General features: G+C 38.0%; 18 protein-coding genes. 6 read left to right on the top strand and 12 right to left on the bottom strand.

The genetic code is table 11. The features are described from left to right. The first annotated feature begins 271 nt into the window (after positions 1 to 271). Genes BMW36_RS03810 through BMW36_RS03795 form a run of 4 tightly spaced genes read left to right on the top strand, consistent with a single transcriptional unit; the run spans position 272 to position 4,874 of the window. On the top strand, positions 272 to 1,834 hold the full coding sequence (locus BMW36_RS03810; protein WP_139180289.1) for a DUF6583 family protein: 1,563 nt from the start codon (positions 272 to 274) through the stop codon (positions 1,832 to 1,834). A 31-nt stretch (positions 1,835 to 1,865) separates the two neighbouring features. Next, positions 1,866 to 3,089: an ABC transporter permease gene (locus BMW36_RS03805; protein WP_089739215.1), complete on the top strand. Its 1,224-nt coding sequence runs from the start codon at positions 1,866 to 1,868 to the stop codon at positions 3,087 to 3,089. Further along, positions 3,089 to 4,210, top strand: a complete 1,122-nt coding sequence (locus BMW36_RS03800; protein ID WP_089739213.1) for an ABC transporter permease — start codon at positions 3,089 to 3,091, stop codon at positions 4,208 to 4,210. Before BMW36_RS03805 ends, BMW36_RS03800 begins: the two co-directional genes overlap by 1 nt. After that, positions 4,203 to 4,874 (top strand): ABC transporter ATP-binding protein, encoded by a 672-nt coding sequence (locus tag BMW36_RS03795; RefSeq protein ID WP_089739211.1) that lies wholly within the window; start codon positions 4,203 to 4,205, stop codon positions 4,872 to 4,874. The genes BMW36_RS03800 and BMW36_RS03795 overlap by 8 nt, the downstream gene beginning before the upstream one ends. Positions 4,875 to 4,996: 122 nt before the next feature. Here the strand turns inward: BMW36_RS03795 and BMW36_RS03790 are convergent, their stop codons facing one another. The 3 genes from BMW36_RS03790 to BMW36_RS03780 form a co-directional block, all read right to left on the bottom strand. Next, a complete protein-coding gene (locus BMW36_RS03790) occupies positions 4,997 to 7,954 on the bottom strand; it encodes an S-layer homology domain-containing protein (protein ID WP_089739209.1) in 2,958 nt (985 codons plus the stop codon). A 346-nt stretch (positions 7,955 to 8,300) separates the two neighbouring features. Further along, on the bottom strand, positions 8,301 to 10,487 hold the full coding sequence (locus BMW36_RS03785) for a choice-of-anchor I family protein (RefSeq protein ID WP_089739206.1): 2,187 nt from the start codon (positions 10,485 to 10,487) through the stop codon (positions 8,301 to 8,303). Positions 10,488 to 10,640: 153 nt separating this feature from the next. After that, complete coding sequence (locus BMW36_RS03780; RefSeq protein ID WP_089739203.1) at positions 10,641 to 11,216, bottom strand: Maf family protein; 576 nt, start codon at positions 11,214 to 11,216, stop codon at positions 10,641 to 10,643. A 402-nt stretch (positions 11,217 to 11,618) separates the two neighbouring features. On the opposite strand from BMW36_RS03780, the gene BMW36_RS03775 reads away from it, so the two are divergent. Then, entirely contained in the window at positions 11,619 to 12,374 is a 756-nt protein-coding gene (locus BMW36_RS03775; protein WP_089739201.1) for a prepilin peptidase, read from the top strand. A gap of 154 nt (positions 12,375 to 12,528) precedes the next feature. Here BMW36_RS03775 and BMW36_RS03770 read toward each other — a convergent pair whose 3' ends face one another. From BMW36_RS03770 to BMW36_RS03760, 3 genes are all read right to left on the bottom strand, one after another. Further along, on the bottom strand, positions 12,529 to 14,403 hold the full coding sequence (locus BMW36_RS03770) for a PTS fructose transporter subunit IIABC (RefSeq protein ID WP_089739199.1): 1,875 nt from the start codon (positions 14,401 to 14,403) through the stop codon (positions 12,529 to 12,531). Positions 14,404 to 14,466: 63 nt separating this feature from the next. Beyond that, positions 14,467 to 15,384: a 1-phosphofructokinase gene (gene pfkB / locus BMW36_RS03765; RefSeq protein WP_089739197.1), complete on the bottom strand. Its 918-nt coding sequence runs from the start codon at positions 15,382 to 15,384 to the stop codon at positions 14,467 to 14,469. After that, complete coding sequence (locus tag BMW36_RS03760; protein WP_089739195.1) at positions 15,381 to 16,136, bottom strand: DeoR/GlpR family DNA-binding transcription regulator; 756 nt, start codon at positions 16,134 to 16,136, stop codon at positions 15,381 to 15,383. Before BMW36_RS03760 ends, pfkB begins: the two co-directional genes overlap by 4 nt. Positions 16,137 to 16,306: 170 nt before the next feature. On the opposite strand from BMW36_RS03760, the gene BMW36_RS03755 reads away from it, so the two are divergent. Beyond that, a complete protein-coding gene (locus BMW36_RS03755) occupies positions 16,307 to 17,659 on the top strand; it encodes a hypothetical protein (RefSeq protein ID WP_089739193.1) in 1,353 nt (450 codons plus the stop codon). Positions 17,660 to 17,746: 87 nt separating this feature from the next. On the opposite strand, the gene BMW36_RS03750 is transcribed toward BMW36_RS03755, so the two are convergent. The 6 genes from BMW36_RS03750 to BMW36_RS03725 all read right to left on the bottom strand — a co-directional run bounded on the left by BMW36_RS03750 (position 17,747) and on the right by BMW36_RS03725 (position 24,404). Continuing rightward, a complete protein-coding gene (locus BMW36_RS03750; RefSeq protein ID WP_245711573.1) occupies positions 17,747 to 18,550 on the bottom strand; it encodes an alpha/beta hydrolase in 804 nt (267 codons plus the stop codon). A gap of 11 nt (positions 18,551 to 18,561) precedes the next feature. Then, positions 18,562 to 19,593: a FecCD family ABC transporter permease gene (locus tag BMW36_RS03745; protein WP_089739188.1), complete on the bottom strand. Its 1,032-nt coding sequence runs from the start codon at positions 19,591 to 19,593 to the stop codon at positions 18,562 to 18,564. After that, positions 19,574 to 20,596, bottom strand: coding sequence for a FecCD family ABC transporter permease (locus BMW36_RS03740; protein WP_089739186.1), 1,023 nt, complete (start codon positions 20,594 to 20,596; stop codon positions 19,574 to 19,576). The genes BMW36_RS03745 and BMW36_RS03740 overlap by 20 nt, the downstream gene beginning before the upstream one ends. An 18-nt stretch (positions 20,597 to 20,614) precedes the next feature. Then, positions 20,615 to 21,640, bottom strand: a complete 1,026-nt coding sequence (locus BMW36_RS03735; protein WP_089739184.1) for an iron-hydroxamate ABC transporter substrate-binding protein — start codon at positions 21,638 to 21,640, stop codon at positions 20,615 to 20,617. Positions 21,641 to 21,718: 78 nt separating this feature from the next. Next, complete coding sequence (locus BMW36_RS03730; RefSeq protein WP_089739182.1) at positions 21,719 to 23,305, bottom strand: AraC family transcriptional regulator; 1,587 nt, start codon at positions 23,303 to 23,305, stop codon at positions 21,719 to 21,721. Positions 23,306 to 23,402: 97 nt separating this feature from the next. Further along, positions 23,403 to 24,404 carry an iron-hydroxamate ABC transporter substrate-binding protein gene (locus BMW36_RS03725; RefSeq protein WP_089739180.1) on the bottom strand — a complete coding sequence of 334 codons (1,002 nt, stop codon included), beginning with the start codon at positions 24,402 to 24,404 and terminating at the stop codon, positions 23,403 to 23,405. Positions 24,405 to 24,486: the final 82 nt, after the last annotated feature.

Raw genomic sequence — 24,486 nt, 5'->3', positions numbered from 1 at the left:
TTAGCATAGGTCTTTTTATTCAATTATACTTCCAAGTAAAATAAGAGTATATCACTGCTTAGCGCTTTCCTACCATTTTGTGTCTATTAATGTCGAAGGTATGGATTAAACTCTTCCATCATGGTATTTTATTAGTTGTATTGATTTCTGCATATTGTTATTTGCAAAACTATGAATCTATATAAACAGCATAACATTTTAGGCAATTTGCGGATATAAATATATGTTAATATATTATAGGGTGAGTTTTTCATTAACTCAAGGAGGGACAATGATGGAAGGTACAGAAAACAAAAAAAAGACAAATAAAATAATTCCCATAATCGTTGCTGTCGCAGTTATTTTGATAGCGGGAATTATTACAACACAAGCTTTACTTAAAACTTCCGGCAAAGAAGAGTATTTCTTAGCTGAAAAGAAGACATTTGAACAATTAGAGGAAGCCTTAGAGGAAAGATATGAAGGTGAGTTAGCATGGGTAGAGCACAGTAAAGAAAATGCCGTGGAATCAGTGTTGGAAATTACCGGTGAAACGAACAATCCTGATTTCGCCGCTATGGGTTATGATCAGATTATAAACAATGCAAACATAACTATCGAATCTGCAATGGATATGAAAGAAGAAGTAGCTTCAGCAAACATATCAGCAGGCTTCAGTGGTATTGAATTAAACGGGATTGAAGGATATATAAATGGGAATGAGTTATCTTTCAGTTTACCATTCATAAATGATATTATTCAATTAAATGGAGATGACTTAGGAAGAATTCTTCACGAAATTGATCCAATGACTTTCACGGGAGAAGAAAATATTGACTTCACTGATTTCTTTAGTGACAGTTCACTCGTAACAGAAGATATAGAGTATCTTGAAGAGGAATATGTAAAATATTTATATAATGAAATTCCGGAAGAAGCTTTTGAATCTGCAAGTGAAAAAGTATCAGTTGACGGTAATGAAGTAAATGCAGAAAAAATAACCTTCCATTTATCTGAGGAAGAAGTTAGAGCAATTCTTAAAGATCTATTTAACAAGATGGCAGACGATGAAAGATTAAGAGAAATCATTATCGACCAGGCGACATACATGAATTTCGCTAGTGTAGAGCTGCCTGAAGAAGAATTAGCAACATTTGAAGAAGACTTTGTTTCTGGTTTAAAAGAAGCAGCGGATGAAATTGAGAAATTAAAAATTCCAGACGGCTTTACATCAATCATTTGGGTGAAAGATGATATTATTGTGAAAAGAGACTTAACTCTGTCAATTGAGAGCACTGAGAATGACTCAACAGCAACTATTAAAGTCGAAGGTACGAATGCTGTATCAGATACTGATCAAAAAATAGATTATGTCATTACATTTGCTGATGAGACTTCGGAAGAAACAGTTAATCTCTCTGCAGATCTTTCTCATAAAGATGGAGAGTCAAAAGATATAGTCACATTTTCTGCTGGCGGTATTGTCATTACAATTGAAGCAAATCAAAGTAAACTAGAAGATGGCGGCAAAAGCTTTGAACACATTTTCTCATTTGAAGAAGATGGTGTATCCAACTTGTCTCTGCACTGGTTAGGAGAAGCGAAATATGAAGAAGATCAGATGACAGCTGATCACACCTTCTTTGTTGAGGATGGCGCAACAATTAACCAGGATACTCTATCCATTTTTGTGAAAGAAACCGGTTCAACAATTGATCAAGTAGAGATTCCTGACCCGGATCAAGTGAAAAACTTAAGTGATATGAGCGGTGAAGAAATTATCGAATACTTCGAAACAGATGTTATGAGTCAATTTGAAGGTTGGATGATGAATATGATGGGCACTGGATTCTAAATAAATTTTGTAAATAAAGTTGGTGCTATACATGCAGTCGATAAAACATATCGCCTTGTTTACAAAAAATAATTTTATTCAGCTTGGGAGGAAGTGGTTTACACTTCCTCTTCTTTTGCTGTTTCCGATTATTTTAATAGGTATCATTACAATTATGTTCATATCAATAATGGATATAAGCGAAACGGAAACCATTAAAGTTGGCTTAGTTGACTTCGATCAATCAGAAGAGACAGAAATTATTGTAGAATTACTGGAAGAGTCCTCTCAGCTTGGCGATGTCATTGCTATGAGCAGAATGACGGAAGATGAAGCTGTTTCAGGGATTGAAGAAAACCAGTTAAGTGCATACATCACTTTCCCCGCACATTTCATTCAAAAGTTAATGGATGGTGATAGCTCCCAACTATCAATTATCGGTAATCCGAAGCGGCCGCTCGAGAGCCAGTTAGTTAATGAGTTAGTAGAAACAATTACAAGACATATTCGCGGATCCCAGGCGAATATTTTGACAATTAACTATTATGCCAAACAATTAGATATGGATAATGCAGAGAGAAATGATTTTCTATTTAAGCAATTCACGGACTATTTCTTCTATGTACTGGGTAGTGACAAAGTCCTTGAGGAGGATAAACTAATTAACAATGCTACTGCCTCCCCTGTCGTTTATTTCAGCTTGGCAGGCTGGTTTGCGATTGTTACAATCTGGCTGTATATCTTTTACATCATTTTATACCGCGACAGTAGTGAGAATCTAAAACAGAGAATGCAGTTATATGGTGTCACAGATCTTCAGCAAGCTATTTCTGTTGGTTTAGTAACCCTTATTCTCACAGCAGTGTTTGCTATAATATCTTTCCTCGGAATTCAATCCTTCATTCCAGGTTTTGAAATCGCTGAAGAGAATTACCTACGCATTGGGTTACTAATGATATTACATAGTATAATTTTTATCATCTGTTTAATTTTACTCAACTGGTTGATTCGTTCCCAAAAGTTAACACTGTTAATACAAACAGCTTTTACTGGAACAATTATTCTTCTTAGTGGAGCGATTATTCCGAGGATATACTTCCCTGTATATGCTGAAAATTTTTCTAATAGTATTTTCTCCCATCAGGCTTTCTACTGGATCGAACAGGTTGCGTTAAATGGGCGCTTTTACGCAGAGTATCAACCACTAACTATTACACTGATCATTGGACTTATTCTATTGGCCGGCGTTTCATTCTGGAAGGAGCGTGTGCATTGATGAAAGATGTTTTTATTACACGCTTTATGTTACTTAAGAAGAATAAAATCAGTTTGATTATTTGGCTGCTTGCTCCAATTGCTGTTACTATCGCCTTTCTTGCTACAGCAAATACAGTGGAAGATGACTTTACCGTACCGGTAGGACTTGTATTGGAAGAAGAAACAAACTCTGCTCTTGAACTATATGAAGAGATGAAGGAATCTCCATTGGTGACTGTATCCCTCTTATCAGAACATGATGCAATTAGACAAGTTGAACAGCACGAGCTTGACAGTGTGTTTATTGTGAAACAGGGGTACGAACAAGCCATTGAGTCCGGAGACAGAAGAAATATACTAGAAAGCTATTATTCTGACAGATCGTTTGCTTATAATTCAGTAAAAGAGATGATTGTATCGATTATCCAGCAAGAAACAGGCAGAGTAAAAGCAGCAAATACGGTGATGGCACTTGAAAAAGAATTAAGCGGGTCACAAAAATGGAGTAAAACGGAGATAATTACAAAGTCCAATCAAATTCAGGCTGAAGAAGACCTGTTAAATAATGAATTTCGTTATTTGGGAGATAAGTTTTCAAGTAGCAATTCCGGCATAGAGTGGAACCCGTGGATGATCTGGGCCTTTGCCGCAATGCTGTTTACCCTTTTCTTATTTGACTGGGTAATAAAAGAGCGAAATGCCATTGTTGGTATCAGATTCTATTTTGCTAAAATAAAATTTTCTAACTATATGCTGTACAGCTTAAGTTTTTATATCCTTCTGCTTTTCATCATTGATTTGCTTACAGCTGCTGCCTTTTACTTGCTATATCAGAATTCTATTAATCTGATAACATTGCTTTCCTACCGTATCACCATTTGTTTATTTTCCTTCTTGCTTGTCTGTCTGATAAGAAAGACATATGTCAGTTATGTTCTCGCAATTGCTTTGACTCTAACATTGGTGGTGTTGAGCGGAGCGTTGTTACCCTTTGGGGGAATTGGTGTTACCAAAGAGTGGCTGAATCTGCTGAATCCTTTGTCCCGTTTTTTATCAGGAGAATGGACAATGGAGTGGCTCGGTTTATGCCTGACAGGTGTACTGATATGGTATGTTTGGGAGGAGAAAAAGTATGCTTAGTATCGAATCTATCAGTAAGAGTTTTAAAAGGAAAAAAATAATTAACGATTTGTCTTTTACGGCAGAAGCTGGAGAGATTGTCGGTTTGGTTGGAGAAAACGGTGCAGGTAAATCCACTTTGTTAAATATACTGGCAACAACAATGAAGCCAACAGCTGGGGATATCTATCTCAATGAATCGAATTATCGCAAAGACATCAAAACAATCCGTAAGCATATTGGTTTCGTTCCACAGGATATAGCCATTTGGGACCAGCTTACCGTTCAGGAGAATATGGTCTTTTTCGAAAAACTATCATGGAAGAACAGGTCGAAGCAACAACTCCAGGAAATATGTATGGATATGAGTTTAGACCGGTGGCATGATCCTGTCAAAAATTTATCAGGCGGGATGAAGCGGAAACTCAATCTTGCAATAAGTCTGATTCATGACCCTACTGTACTGTTACTCGATGAGCCGACTGTCGGGATTGACCTTAAATCCCGTAAGGAAATTGGGTCTTATTTGAGAAAACAAGCCACAGAAAATGGTAAAATTATTATCTATACCTCCCATGATATGGATGAAATTAAAGAATTATGTGACCGGGTCATTACCATCGGTGAAGATCCATTTTATACAGAACTATTAAAAAAGGCTGGCAAGAAGGTATTATCCTTCTAAGCACAGCCTTTTTTTATGAGATATTCATATGTTGACGAATTTCTTCACTTTAGTTCTTGAACTATACTTCTTTCATTCATATTCTAGAGTATGAACTTATAAAGTAACGTTTCGTTTGTTGATTAAGGAGTAACTACAACTACAACGCCATTAACATTTATAGTAGTAGGTATTACGGCATTAGAACCAGCTGATGCATCAGTAATCTCAACTGCTTCGTTCTCAGATCCTTCAGATACAATTGTAATAGTAGTAGTTTGGCTAATATTCATTTCTGGAATAGTAATAGTTAATTCATTACCTGCAACAGTACCAGCTACCGCAGATAGATCTACCTCATTCGAACCAACTTTTAATACAAGGTCATCTGATAAGTCATTTCCGCCATTTAAAGAAATTTCTTCACTAAATGTTAATACAATACTATCAGAAGTTGAGTCATCTGTAGAGTCAACTGCAAATTGTGCAGAAACTAATTCAGGTGATACATTATCAGTAAGCGTAATGTTTTCTGCATGATTTGTTTTTGTATCAGCAGTCTGATCTGCTACAATGATGTCGCCAGCAGCAGTTTTAACATCTTGAGTAATTTCAAACTTATAATCTGCATCAGAAACAACTACAAAAGATTCAGGAAGACGTACTTCAACGATCTCTTTTGAAGCATCCGTATAAACAACTGTTGAACCTTCTGGAAGTGCAGCATTATCTAACTTATAGTTGTCTACGTTTAAAGCAGTTGATGATACTTCAACACCAAAATCTACTTCAATAGCATTGTTTGTACCTGGAGTTATAGTACCACCAAATGTTAAATAAGACTCTTCAGCACTAAAGTCAGCAGTTGTAGTGATTTTATCATTATCATTAGAATTACCATCTATAATTGCGCCAGCTTCAAACACTACAGTGTAGGTACCTTCTTTTGGTGTTCCAGTAACAGTAACAGCAACTTCTGAACTATCATCTGTAGGTACAGCATTAGTCTCATGCACTGTGGCTGGAGTAAGCTCAATTCCATCTGGATCAATTACTTTAACCTTAGTAGTATCAGCAACAGTAACATCATCACCTTTAAAAGGTACAGTTACTACAGTATTACCCGTACTTTCTTCCACTGTATTTAATGAGCTGTTTAATAATACAGGTCCATCTGTGTCTTGAGATAACGTAACAGATTGTTCAACAGTGTCTCCGTATAAGTTAACGCCATCTTTGTAATTAGAAATTTCTACTGAAAGATTAACAGTTTCTTCATCTTCAGCATAAAGATCATTATCACCAGCTGTTGCAGCCACATCAAATGTGTATTCTTTTGCAGGGCCAGCTTCCACCGGTGTAGCTGCAAATTCTGTAGTACCCTTAAGTACTTTTACACTTGGTTGAGTAACTGATTCAGAGAAAGTAACTTTGAAAGTATCATTGTCAACTGCCTCAATTTTATCAATAGTTGGTGCAGTTGTATCCTCATTTACTGTATATGAAGTTGTCAATGTGTTAGATTCGTTACCGGCAAAATCTACAACACCAACAAGAGTAAGGTTGTGTGTACCTTTTTCTAAAGCTGCTAAGCCAGTCACATCTACTTTATAAGCATACTCACCAGCATTTGTTGGTTCTGTTGCAGCTGCTACTGATACAGTCACTCCATCAACTTTTAAAACCGCATTTGTGACGTCAACTTCTTCGTCAAAAGTTAAAAGAAGATCTGAACCTTCTACTTTAGCAGTTTTTAATGAAGCAGCTTTGTTGTCACCACTGAACAAGAATGTGTCTTCGAATTTTGAAACTTCTTCATGGTCAGTTGTTAACACGTTTTCCACAGTTACTTTGTATGTTGTAGAATTAACTAAATCACCATCAGCAAAGCGAACAATTGCAGTTTTGCCATCTTCCTGTAATTGAATATCAGTTGGTGTAATAGTACTTGCTACGGCTGGTGCCTCAGTCTCAAACGTGTAGTTACTTATTGTTTCAGTTAAAGATTCAAGCACTTCTGTATTAAACTCTACTTTTACTTCATTAGCATTAATTGCACTAACAGAAGCAACTTCCGGTGCAGGTACTTCAGAATTTACATAATTTACTGTTTCAGTATATTCTACACCATCAACAGTGAAAGTAACTTCATTTTTTCCATCAACTAGTGCTTCTTCAAGAGTGACTTCAACAACTTCACCATTATCGAATATTACTTCGATTGTCATGTCATCAATTGCACTAACAGAAGTAATTTCCAGTGCAGGTACTTCATAATTTACTGTTTCAGTATATTCTACGCCTTCAACAGTGAAAGTAACTTCATTTTCACCATCAACTAATGCCTCTTCAAGAGTAACTTCAACAACTTCACCATTAACAAATGTTACTTCGATAGTCATATCATCGATTGCAACGACACTTTCCACTGCTACTGTCTCTTCAGCGTTTGGCTTTTCTAAAGTAGTACCTAGTTTCCAGTCTGTGTCTGTTAGAAGTTTTGCAAAGTCTGCGCGTTTTACTGGTTTGTCTGGTGAGAATGTTGTAAGTGTTGTACCAGCGATTAATTCGTTAGCATAAAGTGTTTTAACATATTTCTCATACCAAGCACCTTCTTCAAGGTCAGTAAATGGTACTTCAGCATTTTCATCTATTTCTAATTCGTATGCATCTACTACAAGTTTAGCAAATTGCGCACGAGTTAATGAAGCATCCGGAGCAAATTCAGTTTCGCTTACCCCATGGATAAGTTCTGCTGCATAAAGAGCGTTGATAGAATCTGTATACCAGAAATCTTCTTTCACATCAGTAAAATCAGCTGATGGTGCACTTTCTGTATCCAGTCCAATAATTCCAGCGATCATTTTTGCTGCTTCTGAACGTTTTACAGCACCATATAAATCAAATGATCCGTCTGGCTTACCATGGATAATTCCAGCTTCTGACAATGCAGTAACATAATCATAATAGAAATTATCTGCTTGTACATCTGTAAAATTAGATGCTGCAAATCCTGTAGTTGGTGCAACAACAGATGCAACTACTGCTGCAGTCATTGTTGATGCAAATATTTTTTTACTTTTCTTTGATGTTCGACCCATAACTAAGGTACCCCCTGATGTTTTTTTATTTTTGTACAACTAATTAGTAACTAGCAATCTAATTTTATGTACGTATAAGAAAAATAGAAAATAAGTTCTAAATCTATGTGATGCTAATTCGTTAAGGGTGTTCTAACACCCATAATTCTTAGCCACTACTACAGTATAACAGTAAACGGAAAGAAAAAAAGGGGTCTAGCAAAGTTACATTTAATTACCTCCACTATAGGGTATTACCAACAGTTATATGGCTCTTCCAACAGATAAATAGATTTCCATTTTTCCTGGAATAATTTAAATATAAAATATGAAGAGCACCTTATCAGCTAAGGCGCTCATCCAATAATTACTGCAGCAACCGCTCGATCATCGCTGCTGCTTCTGCTCTTGTTACATTCTTTTCTGGCTGTATTTCATTTTCTTTCACACCGGAAACAAGGCCCGCTTCTATTGCTTCAGCTACATTTTGTCTGGCCCAGTCAGAAATACTTTCTGCATCAACGAAATCAGCAAGGATTTCTTCTGTATTAACATCTGTTTTCACGTCTTCCGCATACTCATATGCACGTGCAATTACTGTAATTATTTCTTCGCGGGACATTTCTTCATGAGGTCGGAACGTTTTGTCATCATATCCTGCTAATAGATTTGCGTTAACTGCCTTATCAACACTGTCCTTATACCAGGTGTCCTCTACATCCTTAAATAACAGAGAATCACTCGTATTGCTTTCCAACTCAAGCGCACGGTCGATCAATACAGCAACTTCACCACGTGATATATTTTTTTCCGGGCCATATTCAAATGCAGAATAACCTGAAATAATTCCTTGTGTTGCTAGAGATTCAATGGAATCCTGTGCCCAATGCCCCTGAATATCATTAAATGTTATCGTCTCAATCGCCTCCGGGATGCCACCACTAAATTCATATATGGCAACAGTACCCGAAATCTCATGTGTTGCTGCCAGTAACGGTTTTCCGGTAGGGCTGTCTTCTGCCGCAATAAATTGAAGCCCTTCTGGAGATACATCACCCTTCACATCTTCACTGAAGTCACGACTGGAGATTAATGAAACAAATTCTGGTGCGACAGGATTCGATAAATCATATATCATAATTCCGCTAAATCGCTCAAGTGCTACAAAAGCATATGTGCTCCCATCAATTTCTCCACTTATAATTGTTTCCGGCTCTGGACCTTTACTGTCACTTCTGCCATCATATTCTAACTCATCATTATTGGTGTTAAAGTGCTCTGGAATAGCTTCTAAAATAATTTCTTCAAAGTCGCTGCCGCTATCGTAAACAAGCTCCATCGTCTCGGCATCAAAAATGGAGAAACTGCGGCCACCGTATGAATATAGAGCCTCATATACACCTTCTGAATTTTCACCTTGTTCTAACGTAATATCAGTACCTTCCAATTCATCCAGTAAGCCGTTTTCTACTGCTGTATCCAGTTCTTTCTGTGTATAGCCCTGGTAATATTCAGCATTTAAATCGATTTGATCGATAATATCTCCAACGCTGCCTTCTTCAGAGTATGCCTCATAGTCACGGGCATCCCCTTCATTTGGTGTTAGAATAAATGTTTTCCCATTGTATTCAATTGTATCAATTGCATCAGGCATATAAAAACCAAGCAATGGCTGTTTCGCTAAGTCGGCCTCACCATCTTCTATCGCATCAAGTTCATTACCAGAGACAGAATGATCCTTGACACCAAGCCCTTTTACTTCAATTATTTCTTCATTTACTAAATCTATTGTTGCAATCGCATTATTTTCCTGTAAGGACACATACGCAGTGGTACTGTCATCTGATACAGTAACATATTCAGGTTCCAGCTGTTCTAAAACAGTTCCTTCCGAATCTGTCCGCACTTTCTCATCAAGTTGCGATTCTGTAAACTCCAGTGTGTTCACACTGAGACCAGCATGAATGATGGATATAGAACCTGGTGGATCCATAGAGTAATCATCGCTCGGCTCCCCTTCATTAGCGACAATAGCTTTGTTACCGTCTGGTGTAAATGTAACCATATCCGGTAATGCCCCTACTTGTACATGAGTTATGTATTCCCCTTTTTTATTAGTAAATATGACATAACCGGGATCGGTCTTCGGGTCACTTACAGCCGTAATTGCTACAACATCCATCACTGGATTTACCGCAATACTTGTTATATCATCAACACCATTAATTCCAAAGGATGAAAGCAATACTCTTTTCGATGTTGTAATATCCTTGAATTCCCCAGATACTAAATCTCCAAATTGCAGAATATCAAATCCTTTTGCTGTCCCATTTGTGACAAATGCAGTTCTTGTTGAATGGTCATAAGCCATAATTTCCGTGCCGCCTTCTCCTAAACCGCTGTCATATTGCCCTATTTGTGAGACCGATAAAATATCTTTCCCTTCATACTGAAAGAATGGCGGTTCTTCTGCCAGTACATTAAATGGAACGGCTGCCGTGAAAAATATAGAAGCAGCTGCGGCTCCTGTGATCAGTTTCTTTTTAAAATTCATTAATAATTGCCTCCTCCTATTATCCTATGAGGGCAATTATACCGATGAACTATAAATTTTCTGATAACTTTATGTTAAGTTATTGTTAAGATAACTTGGACCGGTGACAGTATTACAGACATTTATCTCATGATAACATTTCTAAAAGTCAGATTAAAAATCAGGATATACTAAGAATTTCTGCAATTCTCTCACTACCCAGGAAACCGGTAGTCCCACGACATTATAATAGTCACCTTTTATTCCTTTCACAAACATCGAACCAATACTTTGAATACCATAACCGCCTGCCTTGTCATATGGTTCATCACTCGATATATAAGAATTGATCTCCTCATCATGCAATTGCCAGAATTCTACTTCTGTTTTTTCCACGAATACCCTTTCTTTCTGATTACTCTTTATCACTACCCCTGTGTATACCTCATGTACTTTTCCACTTAATGCTGTAATCATCTCTTTCGCCTCTTCTTTATTTTCCGGCTTTTCAAAAATCCTGTTTTGGAAAGCTACAATAGTATCTGCAGCCAAAACTACTTCTTTCTCATTCTCTATCATTACATGCCTTCCTTTTAACAGTGCCAGTTGTGCCACTTTCTCATGGGGATCTAATGTCTTATTAAGTGACTCATCTACAGCAGGAATTCTAACGGTGAACGGGATTTTTACCTGTTTCAGAAGTTCCTGCCTTCTTGGAGATGAAGAGGCAAGAATAAGCTGATTTTCCATAAAGTCCCCTCTTTCTTTATATTTGTTAATCCTTCTGAATCTATTGTATCCAGTCTTGTTTGATATTACAAAAAATTATTGGTCATCAATTGTATATATTTACTTTATAATGCTGCCCTGAAGCATAATTTATAAAAACCTAGCAAAACATCCATTAATACGTTAATAAATAAGTCGAAATCTCCTATTTGTATAATGTACAATATTCTTCATTCGGTATATATTAAGTCTATTATATATAGGGGAGGGCTAATAAGATGTTTTTTAATATCATCCATAAAGTCATAGACAGACAATTCGACAAACATTCATAAATAGGTGAACTTCCGCCAAGTCATGATGAAAATACTTTTCAAACAACAAACGAAAAATATCATGTAGATTTTCTATTAGGGGTGGAAAATGGAACTGTATTATCAAATTGCTTTTTTTATCTTCGGTATGGTATTTGGTTCTTTTTGCAATGTCATAGGAATACGGGTACCTTTAAACAAATTATTCGAGTCTCAACGATCACATTGCCCTTTTTGTAACAAAACACTACATTGGTATGAGTTAATCCCGGTCCTCTCTTATGTTTTTCTATCAGGAAAATGTAAACTGTGTAAAACAAGGCTCTCAATGATTTATCCGATTATGGAACTGCTGACTGGTTTTCTATTTACCTTCAGTTTTTCCGTTCACGGATTTACTTTAGAGCTAATAGTTGCCCTTACATTGTCCTCATTAGGTGTCATACTGATCGTAACAGATTTATGTTATATGCTTATACCAAATAAAATAATGCTCTTTTTCCTTCCTATTTTTCTTATCTTACGTATATTTCTCCCGTTAGATCCCTGGTGGTCTTCCCTATTAGGATCGTTTATCGGTTTCGTTTTTATAATGCTAATTATTCTAATTAGTAAAGGTGGAATGGGCGGTGGGGATATGAAACTATTCGCTTTATTAGGTATAGTCCTTGGCTATCAGGGGATATTGCTGACATTTCTCTTCTCTACATTACTTGCCACAGTTGTTTCTATCCTTTTAATATTATTGAAGAAAATAAATCGAAAGTACCCCATACCATTTGGGCCATATATTTGTGGAAGTGCATTAATCACTTATTTTTATGGTAATGATATAATTAACTGGTATATAACTTCTTTGTACTAGCGAATAAACCTGTTTGTGAACTTTTCAAGAGAAATTTATTATCAAATTTGCTACATAGTTACATCCGAAAAATTCCTGCAGGATTTCGTTTTACACTCAATCTCCAAAAAAAGCTGCCTTGCATGAGTCGCGAGGCAGCTTTTTCATTTATCTATTATTTTTTCTCTAATGGCTTTTTCCAGAAACCGATCATTAAGGCTGAGACAATTGCTCCAATCAGGATTGCAACTATATACATCAGTCCGCTTCCTTCAACAGTTGGTATAACAAATATACCGCCATGTGGTGCTGGTAAGCCAATATTGAACATTAACGATAATCCACCAGCAACTGCTGAACCTACTACAAGAGATGGAATGACTCTCCCCGGGTCAGCTGCAGCAAAAGGTATCGCCCCTTCCGTTATAAAGAAAGCACCTAGCGCATAATTTGTCTTTCCGGCATCTTTTTCTTCTCTCGTAAATTTATTGCGGAACAAGGTTGTTGCTAACGCTAAAGCTAATGGAGGAACCATACCACCTGCCATTACCGCAGCATGCGGGCCAAAGTTTCCTGCTTCGATCATGGCAATACCGAATGTGAATGCCGTTTTATTAATAGGTCCTCCCATATCAATCGCCATCATACCACCTAGAATGAGTCCTAACAACAGAGCATTTGCTCCGGTGAAACCGCCAAGCCAGTTTTCCAATCCAGACATAATTGCTGCAATCGGCTCAATAATTACGTAATACATTAACAAGCCTGTTACAAAAATACTAATGACAGGGTAAAATAGAATCGTTTTTATACCATCAAAAGCTTTTGGTAAACCAGATAACAGCTTTCTTACAAGTACAACAACATATCCACCTAAGAAACCTGCAATTAAGCCACCAAGGAAACCAGCATTACCAGCGTATGCCATAAACCCGCCAATCATTGCTGGAGCAAAACCAGGACGATCTGCAATACTCATCCCGATAAAACCCGCAAGCACTGCAACCATTAAACCAAATGCGTAGTCCCCGCCAATTGCCTTTAATGCTGCGGCGAATTCATTATAAGTCGCATGATCTGGTTCAGCAGAGTGAATTCCGAAAAAGAATGAAATCGCAATTAATACTCCGCCGCCAACAACGAATGGAAGCATGTTGGAAACACCATTCATCAAATGTTTATAAAAACCGGAACGGCTTCCGCCAGTGCTTGCACTCGCACCGCTGCCGTCTCCTTCATAAACAGGTGCCTCACCTTTCATTGCTGATTCGATTAATTCTTTTGGTTTACGGATACCATCAGTTACGCCTCTTCTGATCACTTTTTTACCAGCAAATCGTTCCATTTCTACTTTCGTATCTGCCGTAATGATAATTGCTTTTGCACTCGCAATTTCTTCATCTGTTAAGCGGTTCTTTACACCGTCAGATCCATTTGTTTCCACTTTAATAGAAACTCCAAGTTCTTTTGCGGTATCTTTTAATGAATCTGCAGCCATATAAGTATGGGCGATTCCTGTTGGACAACCAGTAACAGCTAATACCTCCGGACCAGATGTCTGGGCACTTGCTTCCGCTTCCTCCTTACCCAGTTTTTCCTTCTCTTTCTCATCGATAATGGTTAAAATCTCTGTCTCAGAATTAGCATCCATTAACTGCTGACGGAAATCTTCGTCAATTAGTAATGTAGATAATCTGGAAAGTGTCTGAAGATGATCATTATTTGCCCCTTCACTTGCTGCAATCATAAAAAATAAATGGGCAGGCTGAGCATCTAATGATTCATAGTCTACACCTTTTTTAGAACGCGCAAACGCAATAGAAGGAGTTTTTACTGCATTCGTTTTGGCATGCGGAATGGCAACGCCCTCTCCAATACCTGTACTGCTTTGGTTTTCTCTGTTCCAAATCGCTTCTGTAAACGCTTCCTTATCGTGCAACCGTCCTGCTTCATTTAGTTTGTTTGACATTGCCTGAATTACATCATCTTTTGTAGCTGCATTAAGATCCAAAATCATGATATCCTGTTTCAACAACTCTGTTATATTCATAGCCCCTCATCCTTTCGTTAAGATGTGTGATAAAACTCTGAGCTAGCCACTCAGAGCCTTTATTTATATTTTTGTTACATGAACCTCTTTTAATAAATTTTCTACTTCTTCTTTTGTACATAATGTTTTTGAGAAAGCTGTCGCACTGCCTGAAGCTACTGCATACTTTGCTGCTTCCTCTGCATTTTTCGTTTCCTGCCATTTATAAATAAAGCCTGCTACAGCCGAATCACCCGCACCTACAGAATGAATAGCCTTTCCTTTAGGTGCACTCAATTTCAACACACCAGCTTCACCGACATAAATGGCTCCCTCCTTCGCCATGGAAACAAGCACATGATCAACATTATTTTCTTCATGCAGCCGCTTCGCAAGTCTGATAATGTCTTGATCTGTCTTTACTTCTTCACCAAAGAGTTCCGCTAATTCAAAGTTGTTCGGCTTGATAAACGCAGGCCCTGCTTTAATTGCTTCTGCCAATGCTTCCCCGCTTGTATCTAATATTGCCGTCACTCCTTGAGCGTTTAGCATATCTACTAAAGAACGGTACGTATCCTTAGGGAGTGAGCTTGGCAGACTTCCGGCTAACACAACGATATCCTCACTTGATAGTCCTTTCAGTTTTGCTGAAAATTGACTGTAAGCATTGTCAGTTATTTCAGGGGACCTGCCATTAACCTCTGATTCCTCATTGCCTGACTTTAATTTCACGTTGATCCGTGTATCTTCTTCCAATTGGATAAAATCATGAGAGATATTTGCTTCCGATAAATAATCTGCAATAAATGTACCAGTAAAACCTCCAATAAATCCTAATGCTGTCGAGGATGTATTAAACCGGTTCAGAACCCGGGAAACATTAATCCCTTTACCACCAGCTTCTTTATAATCAAAGTTACTGCGGTTAATCTGTCCAGGTTTAAAATTATCTAGTTGGACGACATAATCTACTGCCGGATTTAATGTCACTGTATATATCACTGTGGAATGACCTCCAATGTTGTTAGTTTGGCGATTTTTTCAAACTGTTCTGTTGATATGCCCTCTGTTGTAATAATCGCAGCCTGATCGATATTCGCTACATTTGCAAAAGATACCTCGCCAAATTTTGTCGGATCAGCAAGTACAAAACAGCTTTGGGAGTTTCTCAGGGCTGCCTGTTTTACATTTGCTTCTTCCGGATCGGGGGTCGTAAACCCGCGGGACATATGAATGCCATTGATCCCCAGGAAGCATTTGTCAAAACGATATTCTCCGATAGCTTCTACCGCTTTTGTACCAATTAGGGCGGCTGTTCCTTTTTTAGCTTTTCCGCCGATTACATATGTTTCGATTCCATATTCAATTAACAGCTGTACATGTGGTATTCCATTTGTGACGACAACTACTGATTTATCCGCTAGGTGCGGAATCATAGACATAGTAGTAGTTCCGGCATCTAAATAAATCGAGTCACCATCATCTACAAATGTTACAGCTTTTTTAGCGATTAGTTCTTTCTCTTGCTGATGCTGAGTCGTTTTCTCCAGTAATGTAGGTTCTTCTCTTTTCTTTTTTAATAAAGAAGCACCGCCATGAACTCGCTTGATCAGCTGCTTGTTTTCCAGTTCGGTCAAATCTCGGCGAATGGTTGATTCAGAGGCCCCTGTTTCCTCACACATATGATGGACGGAGACAATCTCTTTTTCCTTTAACAATGCTAAAATTAATTCCTGACGTTCAATTGTTAACATTCCCATCCCCCTCGATCTCTTTTAATCGCTTACAGAGATTATACAATCACAAACAACCAAAGTCAATCATATTCAATCAATAAATGAGCATTTTCAACCAATCCCTTTTATGTATTATAATGACAGGATCTGCTATTATAGTTATAACTGCATAGAAAGAAGGGTTACCTTTGAAACACAGTTATATCTTTTTTACATTTGTCTTTTTATTACATATTCTAAACGTACTTTTCCCTAGTGACCGCTTACAATATGCATTAGGGTTGCTGGCTTTTGTTATGCTTCTTTTAAGTTTCCGCAATGCATCGAAATTATTTAAAATACTGGGGATTGCTTTTACAGTAGTTGGGCTCCTCTTCTTCCTTTCAACTGACCTGGAGCTTATGGATATTATCCCGATGTTAGCAGATAATTTATCATTACTCACACTTCTCGCTGTCTTGCCATGGATGAACAGTGCAGTAACTGCTGGAAGATTCGATAAATTAATGCAAACGTTGTTAAGAGGTAATGTGAAACATCTCGGCTCTCTTTATCAGCGCAGTACAACAGCAATGATGTCATTAACTGCATTTTTAAATGTTTCCTCTGCAACGATTGCTCAAGATGTCCTTGTTGATAATTTGAAACCGGTAAAAAAGAAAATAGCCAATAAGTTTATTATGATGACAACTTTGCGTGGTTATTCGCTCGCATTACCGTGGAGCCCGCTGGAAGTACTTTTAGCAATGTCGATATTTATTACGGGAGTGAATTATGGCGAGCTGCTGCCATGGATGATTATGATTACCATTTTCATGTACTTGATTGACAGTTTATGGGGCAGATATTACTTCGGGAAAATTCCATATCCGGAGAAAAATGAGGCGGAAGCTGCAAGTAAAAACATTCATATTCGATCAAAGATTCTTCAGTTAATTATTGCTTTAGTCTCTTTCCTTGCACTTGTAATCCTACTAGGGAAATTATTTGACATGGAGTTTATTTTTGTTGTCACTATCCTGGTATTTCCTTTTGCGGCATTGTGGGCAGTGTTGATAAAACGAGGGAAGAGCTTTTGGACGATTGGATGGAATAAGTGGAAAAACAGTGTGAACAATATGCATAATTTTATCGTATTATTTGTGACACTTGCTTTCTTTACGGGGAGCTTAAATGAATCACCAGCATTAACGATGATTCAGGAGCCTGTTCTGCTCGTTGCAGACTACCCTATTCTAATTCTAATCATGATTCAGCTGCTTTTTATATTTTTGAGTATGTTTGGCGTTCACCCTGTTGCAACAATGGGTGTGCTCGGAGGTATCAGCCCATTGTTGATGGATATACTAAGTCCGCTTAGTTTAGCGATCATATTAGTTACTGCCAGTGTATCTACCATTCCTGTCGGGACTTACGGTCTTGTAGTAACCATTACATCAATGAGTTTAAAACAAAGTCCGTATTTAATCACTTATTATAATTTAATTTATTCGTTTGTATTTGGAACTGTTGGAATAATAGCAGCCTATTGGGTGATATAACAAAAATATATAAGTGGACACGTTAACGCTGCGTCCGATTGTTTCGCTTTCACCCAAGGGCACAAGTGGAACATCTACTCAAGTTTTTCAGTCGTTTGTGTTGAGTGCCTTCTTGATTGCATTGTTGATAAGTGGAGGGAGAACGGATATATGATTCTCATTTTCAAAGATTTTAAAATCTATTTGTAAACTAGTCTCCCTCATTAAACCATTTGCGAGCTTTCTTGCGTTTTCAATCATAAATGTTGTATGGTTCCTTTCTAATTCACCCAGGCCAATAAACAGTGATCTAGAACTATCCAAACTGTTTACAGAGTTCAGATATTGATCTCTATTTTCCAATAACATAGTTTCATTCCAATGAATAGAAGGACTTCCGGCAATATAATTTTGAAAAGCATGACTTTTTACAAACAGAGTATTCAGCACAAATAAGCCACCTAATGAATGACCAAATAGAGACTGATTCTTCTGATTGACGGGATATCTTCTCTCAATAAGTGGCTTCAACTTTTTTTCAATAAAATATAAGAATTCTTCTGCACCGCCATGTTCCGGTAAACTTTCACCTTTCCATTTTGAGCGGACATCTATTTCCGGAGATGCGAGTGTGTAGTCGTAAAAACGCTCATTGGAAAACGGAGCATCTGTTTCATAGCCTATTCCAACAATGACAGCAGGCTGAATCTTCGTTTTCTCCGGTCGTCGTGACTGTAATCTCACTGCATCAACTACAGTACCAAATACCGCATTTCCATCAAGTAAATAAAGGACCGGAAACCCGCTTTCAGGAAAAGGTACATCAGGCTGATAAACAAAAATCCTGTAACTTCGTCCTTCCCTTGATTTTAAACTGAATTGAACAGCGTTTTGTAAAACAACAGCTTCCACGATACCACCCCCTATTTGTTCAATTTCTTTTTCAGTAAGTAGATAAAGTAAGGAATTCCGATAATTGCAATCACTACACCTACAGGCAATTCCACTGGTGAAAATACAGTTTTTGCAATAAAGTCACCAAAAGTAACTAATACCATACCGATCAGACCAGACACTGCCAGTACTTTCCGGTGGTGTAAACCGACAAGACTTCTTGCAATGTGCGGGGAAAGTAAACCGATAAACCCGATACTCCCGGAAACGCTGACACATGCGCTGATCAGACCAACACTGCCAAGCAGCCAGATACTTTTTTCCCGTTCTGTTGATACCCCTACATTTTTCGCTGTGTCCTCACCTAAGTAAAAAAGATCTAGGTGACTTGCCCGAAGAAACATGATCGGTAACAAAAAACAAAACCATGGAAGAATCGATATAATTTTATTCCAATTCGCATTCCAGATCGTTCCTGTCATCCACATTGTGGCTGCTTCAAAATCTTGCGGATTCATTTTTAAAGAAATATACAGGCTTATTGCTCCAAGTCCCGATCCTGCAGCAATACCTACCAGCAATAATCTGTTTGAATCAAGACGTCCATGAGTCCATGAGAATCCGTATATAAAGAGGGCTGTTATCGTGCCGCCGATTAAGCCAAAGAAAGGCATAGAGAATGTGGAAAGAAGTTCATTGCTTACATCCATCCGGCTGACAGCATACATATAAATAACAACCGCAACACCAGCTCCTGCATTAATTCCCAGAATTCCTGGATCTGCTAGTTCATTACGAGTTAAAGCCTGAATAACTGCACCGGCAATTCCCAGGCCCAGTCCGACAAATAAAGCTATGATCACACGGGGCAACCGAAATTCAAAAATGACTAATTGATGTTCCCGATTCTGATCAATACCTATCAAAGTACGGATAACATCAGATATGGTCATTGTAAACTCGCCATGTGTTAAACTGACATACATACCGGTGAATAACAAAATTAATAAAATAAAAGCCAGTTGGATAAACTTCCTCTGTTTAACTATTTCTCGTGACATAGGATCCTCCTCCCCTGTTTTTGATCAGATAGAGAAAGAATGGGACACCAATAGCAGCCGTCACCACACTGATAGGAGTCTCGAACGGATAGTTTAAGAATCGACTGCCAATATCAGCAAAAACGAGAAATGTACCACCGAGTATCCCTGCAAACGGAATTGTCCATTTGTAATCAACCCCTACAAGAAAACGGCTGATATGCGGAATAATCAGACCGACAAAACCAATATTCCCCGCCAATGCAACAGAGCAGCCTGTCAATATAACTACAACTAATATTGCCAGCGACTTAACGAGCCAGTCTTTTTGACCAAGACCTGTTGCTACATCACTGCCTAAAGATAACACAGTAATTTGTCTGGAGATACCGATCGCCAGAGTAAGTCCAATGATGGCAAATGGTACCACAACTTTTATTAACAATGGATCGATTTGATGGAGCCTCGAATTATACCAGAAACTTAAGTCTTGAGATGTTTGAAAATAGGTAGCCAGCGCTGTTGCCACACTGCTTAGAAAAGTACCAATGATTGTCCCGATAATGGCCATTTTCACCGGCTGCATTCCATCAGGTAAAGATGATGCCAGAAGAAAAACGAACCCTGCCGCTATGGCGGAGCCGATAAATGAGAATATCACCATCGTTAAGTTTGATAGACTTGGAAAGAAAATCATACAACAGGTAATCATAAGTACCGAACCGTCAGAGACACCCATAATAGAAGGAGATGCAAGATAATTTCTTGTCATCCCCTGCATAACAGATCCTGATATTGCGAGGAAACACCCTATCAGAAATGCACCAATTGCTCTCGGTATCCTGGAAAAATGAATGATTTGATGATCAACATTATTTTGGTCAAAGTGCAGTAAAGCATCAAATATTATATCAGCCTGGATGGATTTTGATCCAAACAAAATGGAACAGATCATACTTAATAAAATAAGAATTGGAGCTATTAAGAAAAACAGAACAGGTAGAATAGACTTTATCTTATGCATCGAGCTCCTGCTCCTTTATTATTCTTCTATCACAGTTTCTTCAAATGCTTTCAAAAATTCCATTTTACTCCAGGCTGTACCTCCCTGTGCCAATGGATCTACTACATTGACATATACTTGATCCTCTTTAACCGCCTGAAGACTCTGCCAGATCGGATTTGACTCCAAATCTGTCAATGCCTCTGGATTATCAGCATTTTCAGTTTCGGCAAACTGGACAAAAATATAATCAGGATTCAGTTCACTGAATTTCTCGAGGGAAATGGCTTCCTGCGCTCCTGCTCCATCGATAATTTCTGGTACCTGTAACTCTAAATCATCATACAATGATGGATTAAATGCCGTATCTTTTGAATAAATCATAATATTGCCACCCCGAATGCGGACTGCCACTGCCGTTTTATCAGCCAGTTTTTCACCAGCCTCTTCTTTTACTTTGGTTAACTGGGATTCATAATCTGCTAATATAGCTTCTGCTTCTTCCTTCTTACCAGATAATTCACCCATCAATAACAGGTTTTCCTTCCAATTAGTTGAAATGTGGGAAACAGGGATGACTGTGGTGATTTCTTCCAGTTTAGAACTGACATCTTCAGGGAACTTCGTTGTACTTAGAATAACATCCGGATTTAATGAGAGAATCTTCTCAATATTCGGCTGTGTTTTTTCTCCGATTGACTCTGTTGATCCAACAATACTGCTGAATATTTCTGGGAATTCCCCGCCGACTGAAATGGCTCCAATCGGTTCAACACCTAATACCAGGGCATCTTCCATTGCCTCTAAACTTCCTGTGATAACGATAGACGGATTAGCAGGCACCTCATATGTCTCACCTAAATAGTTGATATTCAATGTTCCACCTTCAGGCTCAACTGATTCGCTTTCTGCTTCAGGAGTTTCACCTGCTGTTTCACTTTCTCCACTACTCCCAGTACTCTCTTCTTCTGTCGTATTAGCATTAGCATCCTCATCTGTTTGTCCACAAGCTGCCAACAACAAAACAAATGTTAGTAACAAAATATAAATTGCATTTCTTATCATCACTTTTTCTCCCCTTTTATCGATATTAATAATCATTCTCAATGATAAGGTAAAAAAAAGATCTAATCCATGGACAATTTACTGTTGTAGATTTGGACAATGTTCCACAAGGATGGATACAAGCTGATCAAGAATGCGGTCATGCGCTATAGCAGAATATTCAAACCACGGGTCTGTTGCCAGAAGATGGACATTATCTTCTTTTACAGCTTTTAATTTCTTCCATGCAGCAGACTTCTGTACTGATTGCCAGTCATCTAAAGTTTCCTGCTCCTGGCAGACCATAAGCATAATAAAATCCGGTTCGACAGCTGAAATTTCCTCCAATGTGATGGCACGTTCGTTTTCCGGTATTTCTATCGCCGGTTTTAAACCGAGCTCTCCAAAAAATAACTCTTTCATCGAACGGCTGCAGCTAAGATAAAAGTTTTGTTTATACTTATTAATAAACAGAAATGATTTGTTTTCACAGGTTTGCAGTAATATGGATTTAGTTTTGTTAAGCTTTATATCAAACTGTTTAATCCATTCATCTGCTTTGGCTGTCTTATTCAAATACTTTGCAATCATCATAAGCTGTTCCTGCCAGTTTTTCTGTTCATCCTGTATACTAACTATCTTAGTACTTTCAGTTAACCTTTCGCCTATATCCAGTTTATCTTGCTGGCTTGCTATGATAAATTCAGGGCGAAGTTCAATCAGCTTTTCCAGGTTTGACTGATGGCGGGCATCAATCTTGTATGCACTAAGGTGCAGTGGAATTTCCTCGTGATATTTATGATAATAATATGGTGCCCATTTAGGATGAAGTGGTGCTGCATATGGGACAATGTCTAACGCCAGCAATTGCCCTATATAGTTTCTATGCGTAACAGCTATCTTTTTTTGCCGCTTTTTTCTGTATTCACTCGGCGATAAGCCTGTTTTCTTCTTAAACCATCTGCTAAAGTAATATTCATCATTTATTCCAATCTGTTGTCCAATTTCCCGCAGCTTCAACTCTGAATGAATTAAAAGTTTCTTTGCTTTTTTTAATCTTTGCAAATGGAGATATTTAATCGGGCTGTAACCAAATTTTCCCGTGAATAATTGTACAAAATAATGTTCACTGACCTGTACCATACGGGCCAAATGTTCGATCTGGAGTTGTTTATTGAAATGAGTCTCCATATATTTTTTTACTTTTAGTAGTTTTCCTTCCAGTGCCTGATCTGGTGCAATTCGGTAACTCAACATGAAATATATTAATTCCTGAAATGTGATTTGTAACTTTAGCGCCTCTGCGAATTCCATTGGATGATCCATTTCAATTAACTGATGGCAGTAACTCTCGATTTTTTCAAAATTATCTATGTGCCATTTCCGGTTAAAGCTCTCCGCATAATTTGATTCCATAATGAAAGTAAATAGAAACACTTCTACCTCTGATTTTAAGTGGATGGAATAGGTTTCCTGCGGCTTACATAAATACAGTTCTTTCTTGTCTACCAGTATTCGTTCTTTATTTATGTAAATATAGCCGGTGCCTTTTGGAATATAGATGAGAAGATAGTTGTTATTTAATGCAGGAGCATGCTCGTAGTCATTCGGCTTTGTTATTGATTCCACCTTTAGTATTCTCATGGAAACAGGGTCTGCTTCTACCTGTTTTATTTGCTGCACCATAATCCCTCCTTTAAATGAGAATCATTCTTAATGATAAATATACCATAAAAAGAAAACTAGTGGAGAAAAGAAATCTCTCTCCACTAGTTTCTTAAAATTATTCGACCAGGCTCTCTAATGCATCATCAATCATTTGGCTGTTCGCAATAGGTCCTGTATATAGCCAGCTTGAACCACGATCGAATTCATACACATTACCATTTTGGACTGCCGGGATATTTTGCCAGATTGGATCCTCCAGCATCGTTGCACCTTCACCGTCGCTGTTTACTAAGAAAATATGTTCAGCTTCTAATTCTGCCAGTTTCTCGAGAGAGATTTCAGACCAGTTGGCAGTCGTAGCTTCTGAAATTTCTGATACCACCTCCGGTGCATTTAAGCCCAGATCATTGTATAACAAGTCACCACTTGATAAATTTTCACTAACAATATAGAAAGTATCGGCAAATAACCAAAGGGCTGCAACTGATTCATCACCTATCGCTGACTGTATCTGTTCTCTTGCGTCCTCTGCTTTTGCTTCATAGTCTGCTAATACTTGTGCAGCCTGGTCTTCCTTGCCGAAGACTTCACCAATTGTCGTCAATTCTTCACGCCAGTCATTGTTCTCTTCAGTACCGACTACATACGTCGGTGCAATCTTATTATATTGCTCATATTTGTTATCTTCTACCATTGCCGCTGAATCCATGATAATCAAATCCGGTTCAAATTCCATCACCGCTTCAAATGGCAGTTCACTTGGAATTGTCGGTACATCTGCTAAAGAATCCTGTAAGTAATCCTGGACATCCGAACCGTCTCTTACAGACCATTGTGCAACAGGAGTAATCCCGAGCGCTACCAGATAATCTTCTAAATAAGAAGCGATTACACGCTCTGGATTTGCTGGAATGGTTACTTCATTTCCCATCGCATCTGTTAATGTTCTTTCAGTATCTGCTTCTTCTTCAGAATTTGTATTTTCTTCTGCAGTCTCTGCACCTGTTTCTGTCTCTTCATTTGGTTCTGTTTCCTCATTATCACTACCGCAAGCCGCCAAGAACAACAAAGCTAACATTGCTGTAAAAAGCATCCATTTATTTATAATCTTTTTCATTTTGTAAAAGCCCCCTTATATCATTTAAGACAATATTACTAGAATGATGATAACAATTTTCATTATCAATTACAAGTAGCTT

It is taken from the genome of Gracilibacillus ureilyticus (assembly GCF_900111195.1).
In the GTDB taxonomy this organism is placed as follows: Bacteria; Bacillota; Bacilli; order Bacillales; family Amphibacillaceae; genus Gracilibacillus; species Gracilibacillus ureilyticus.
Note: the sequence above shows the minus strand (reverse complement) of the source record. Positions and strands in the feature narration are given on the sequence as shown.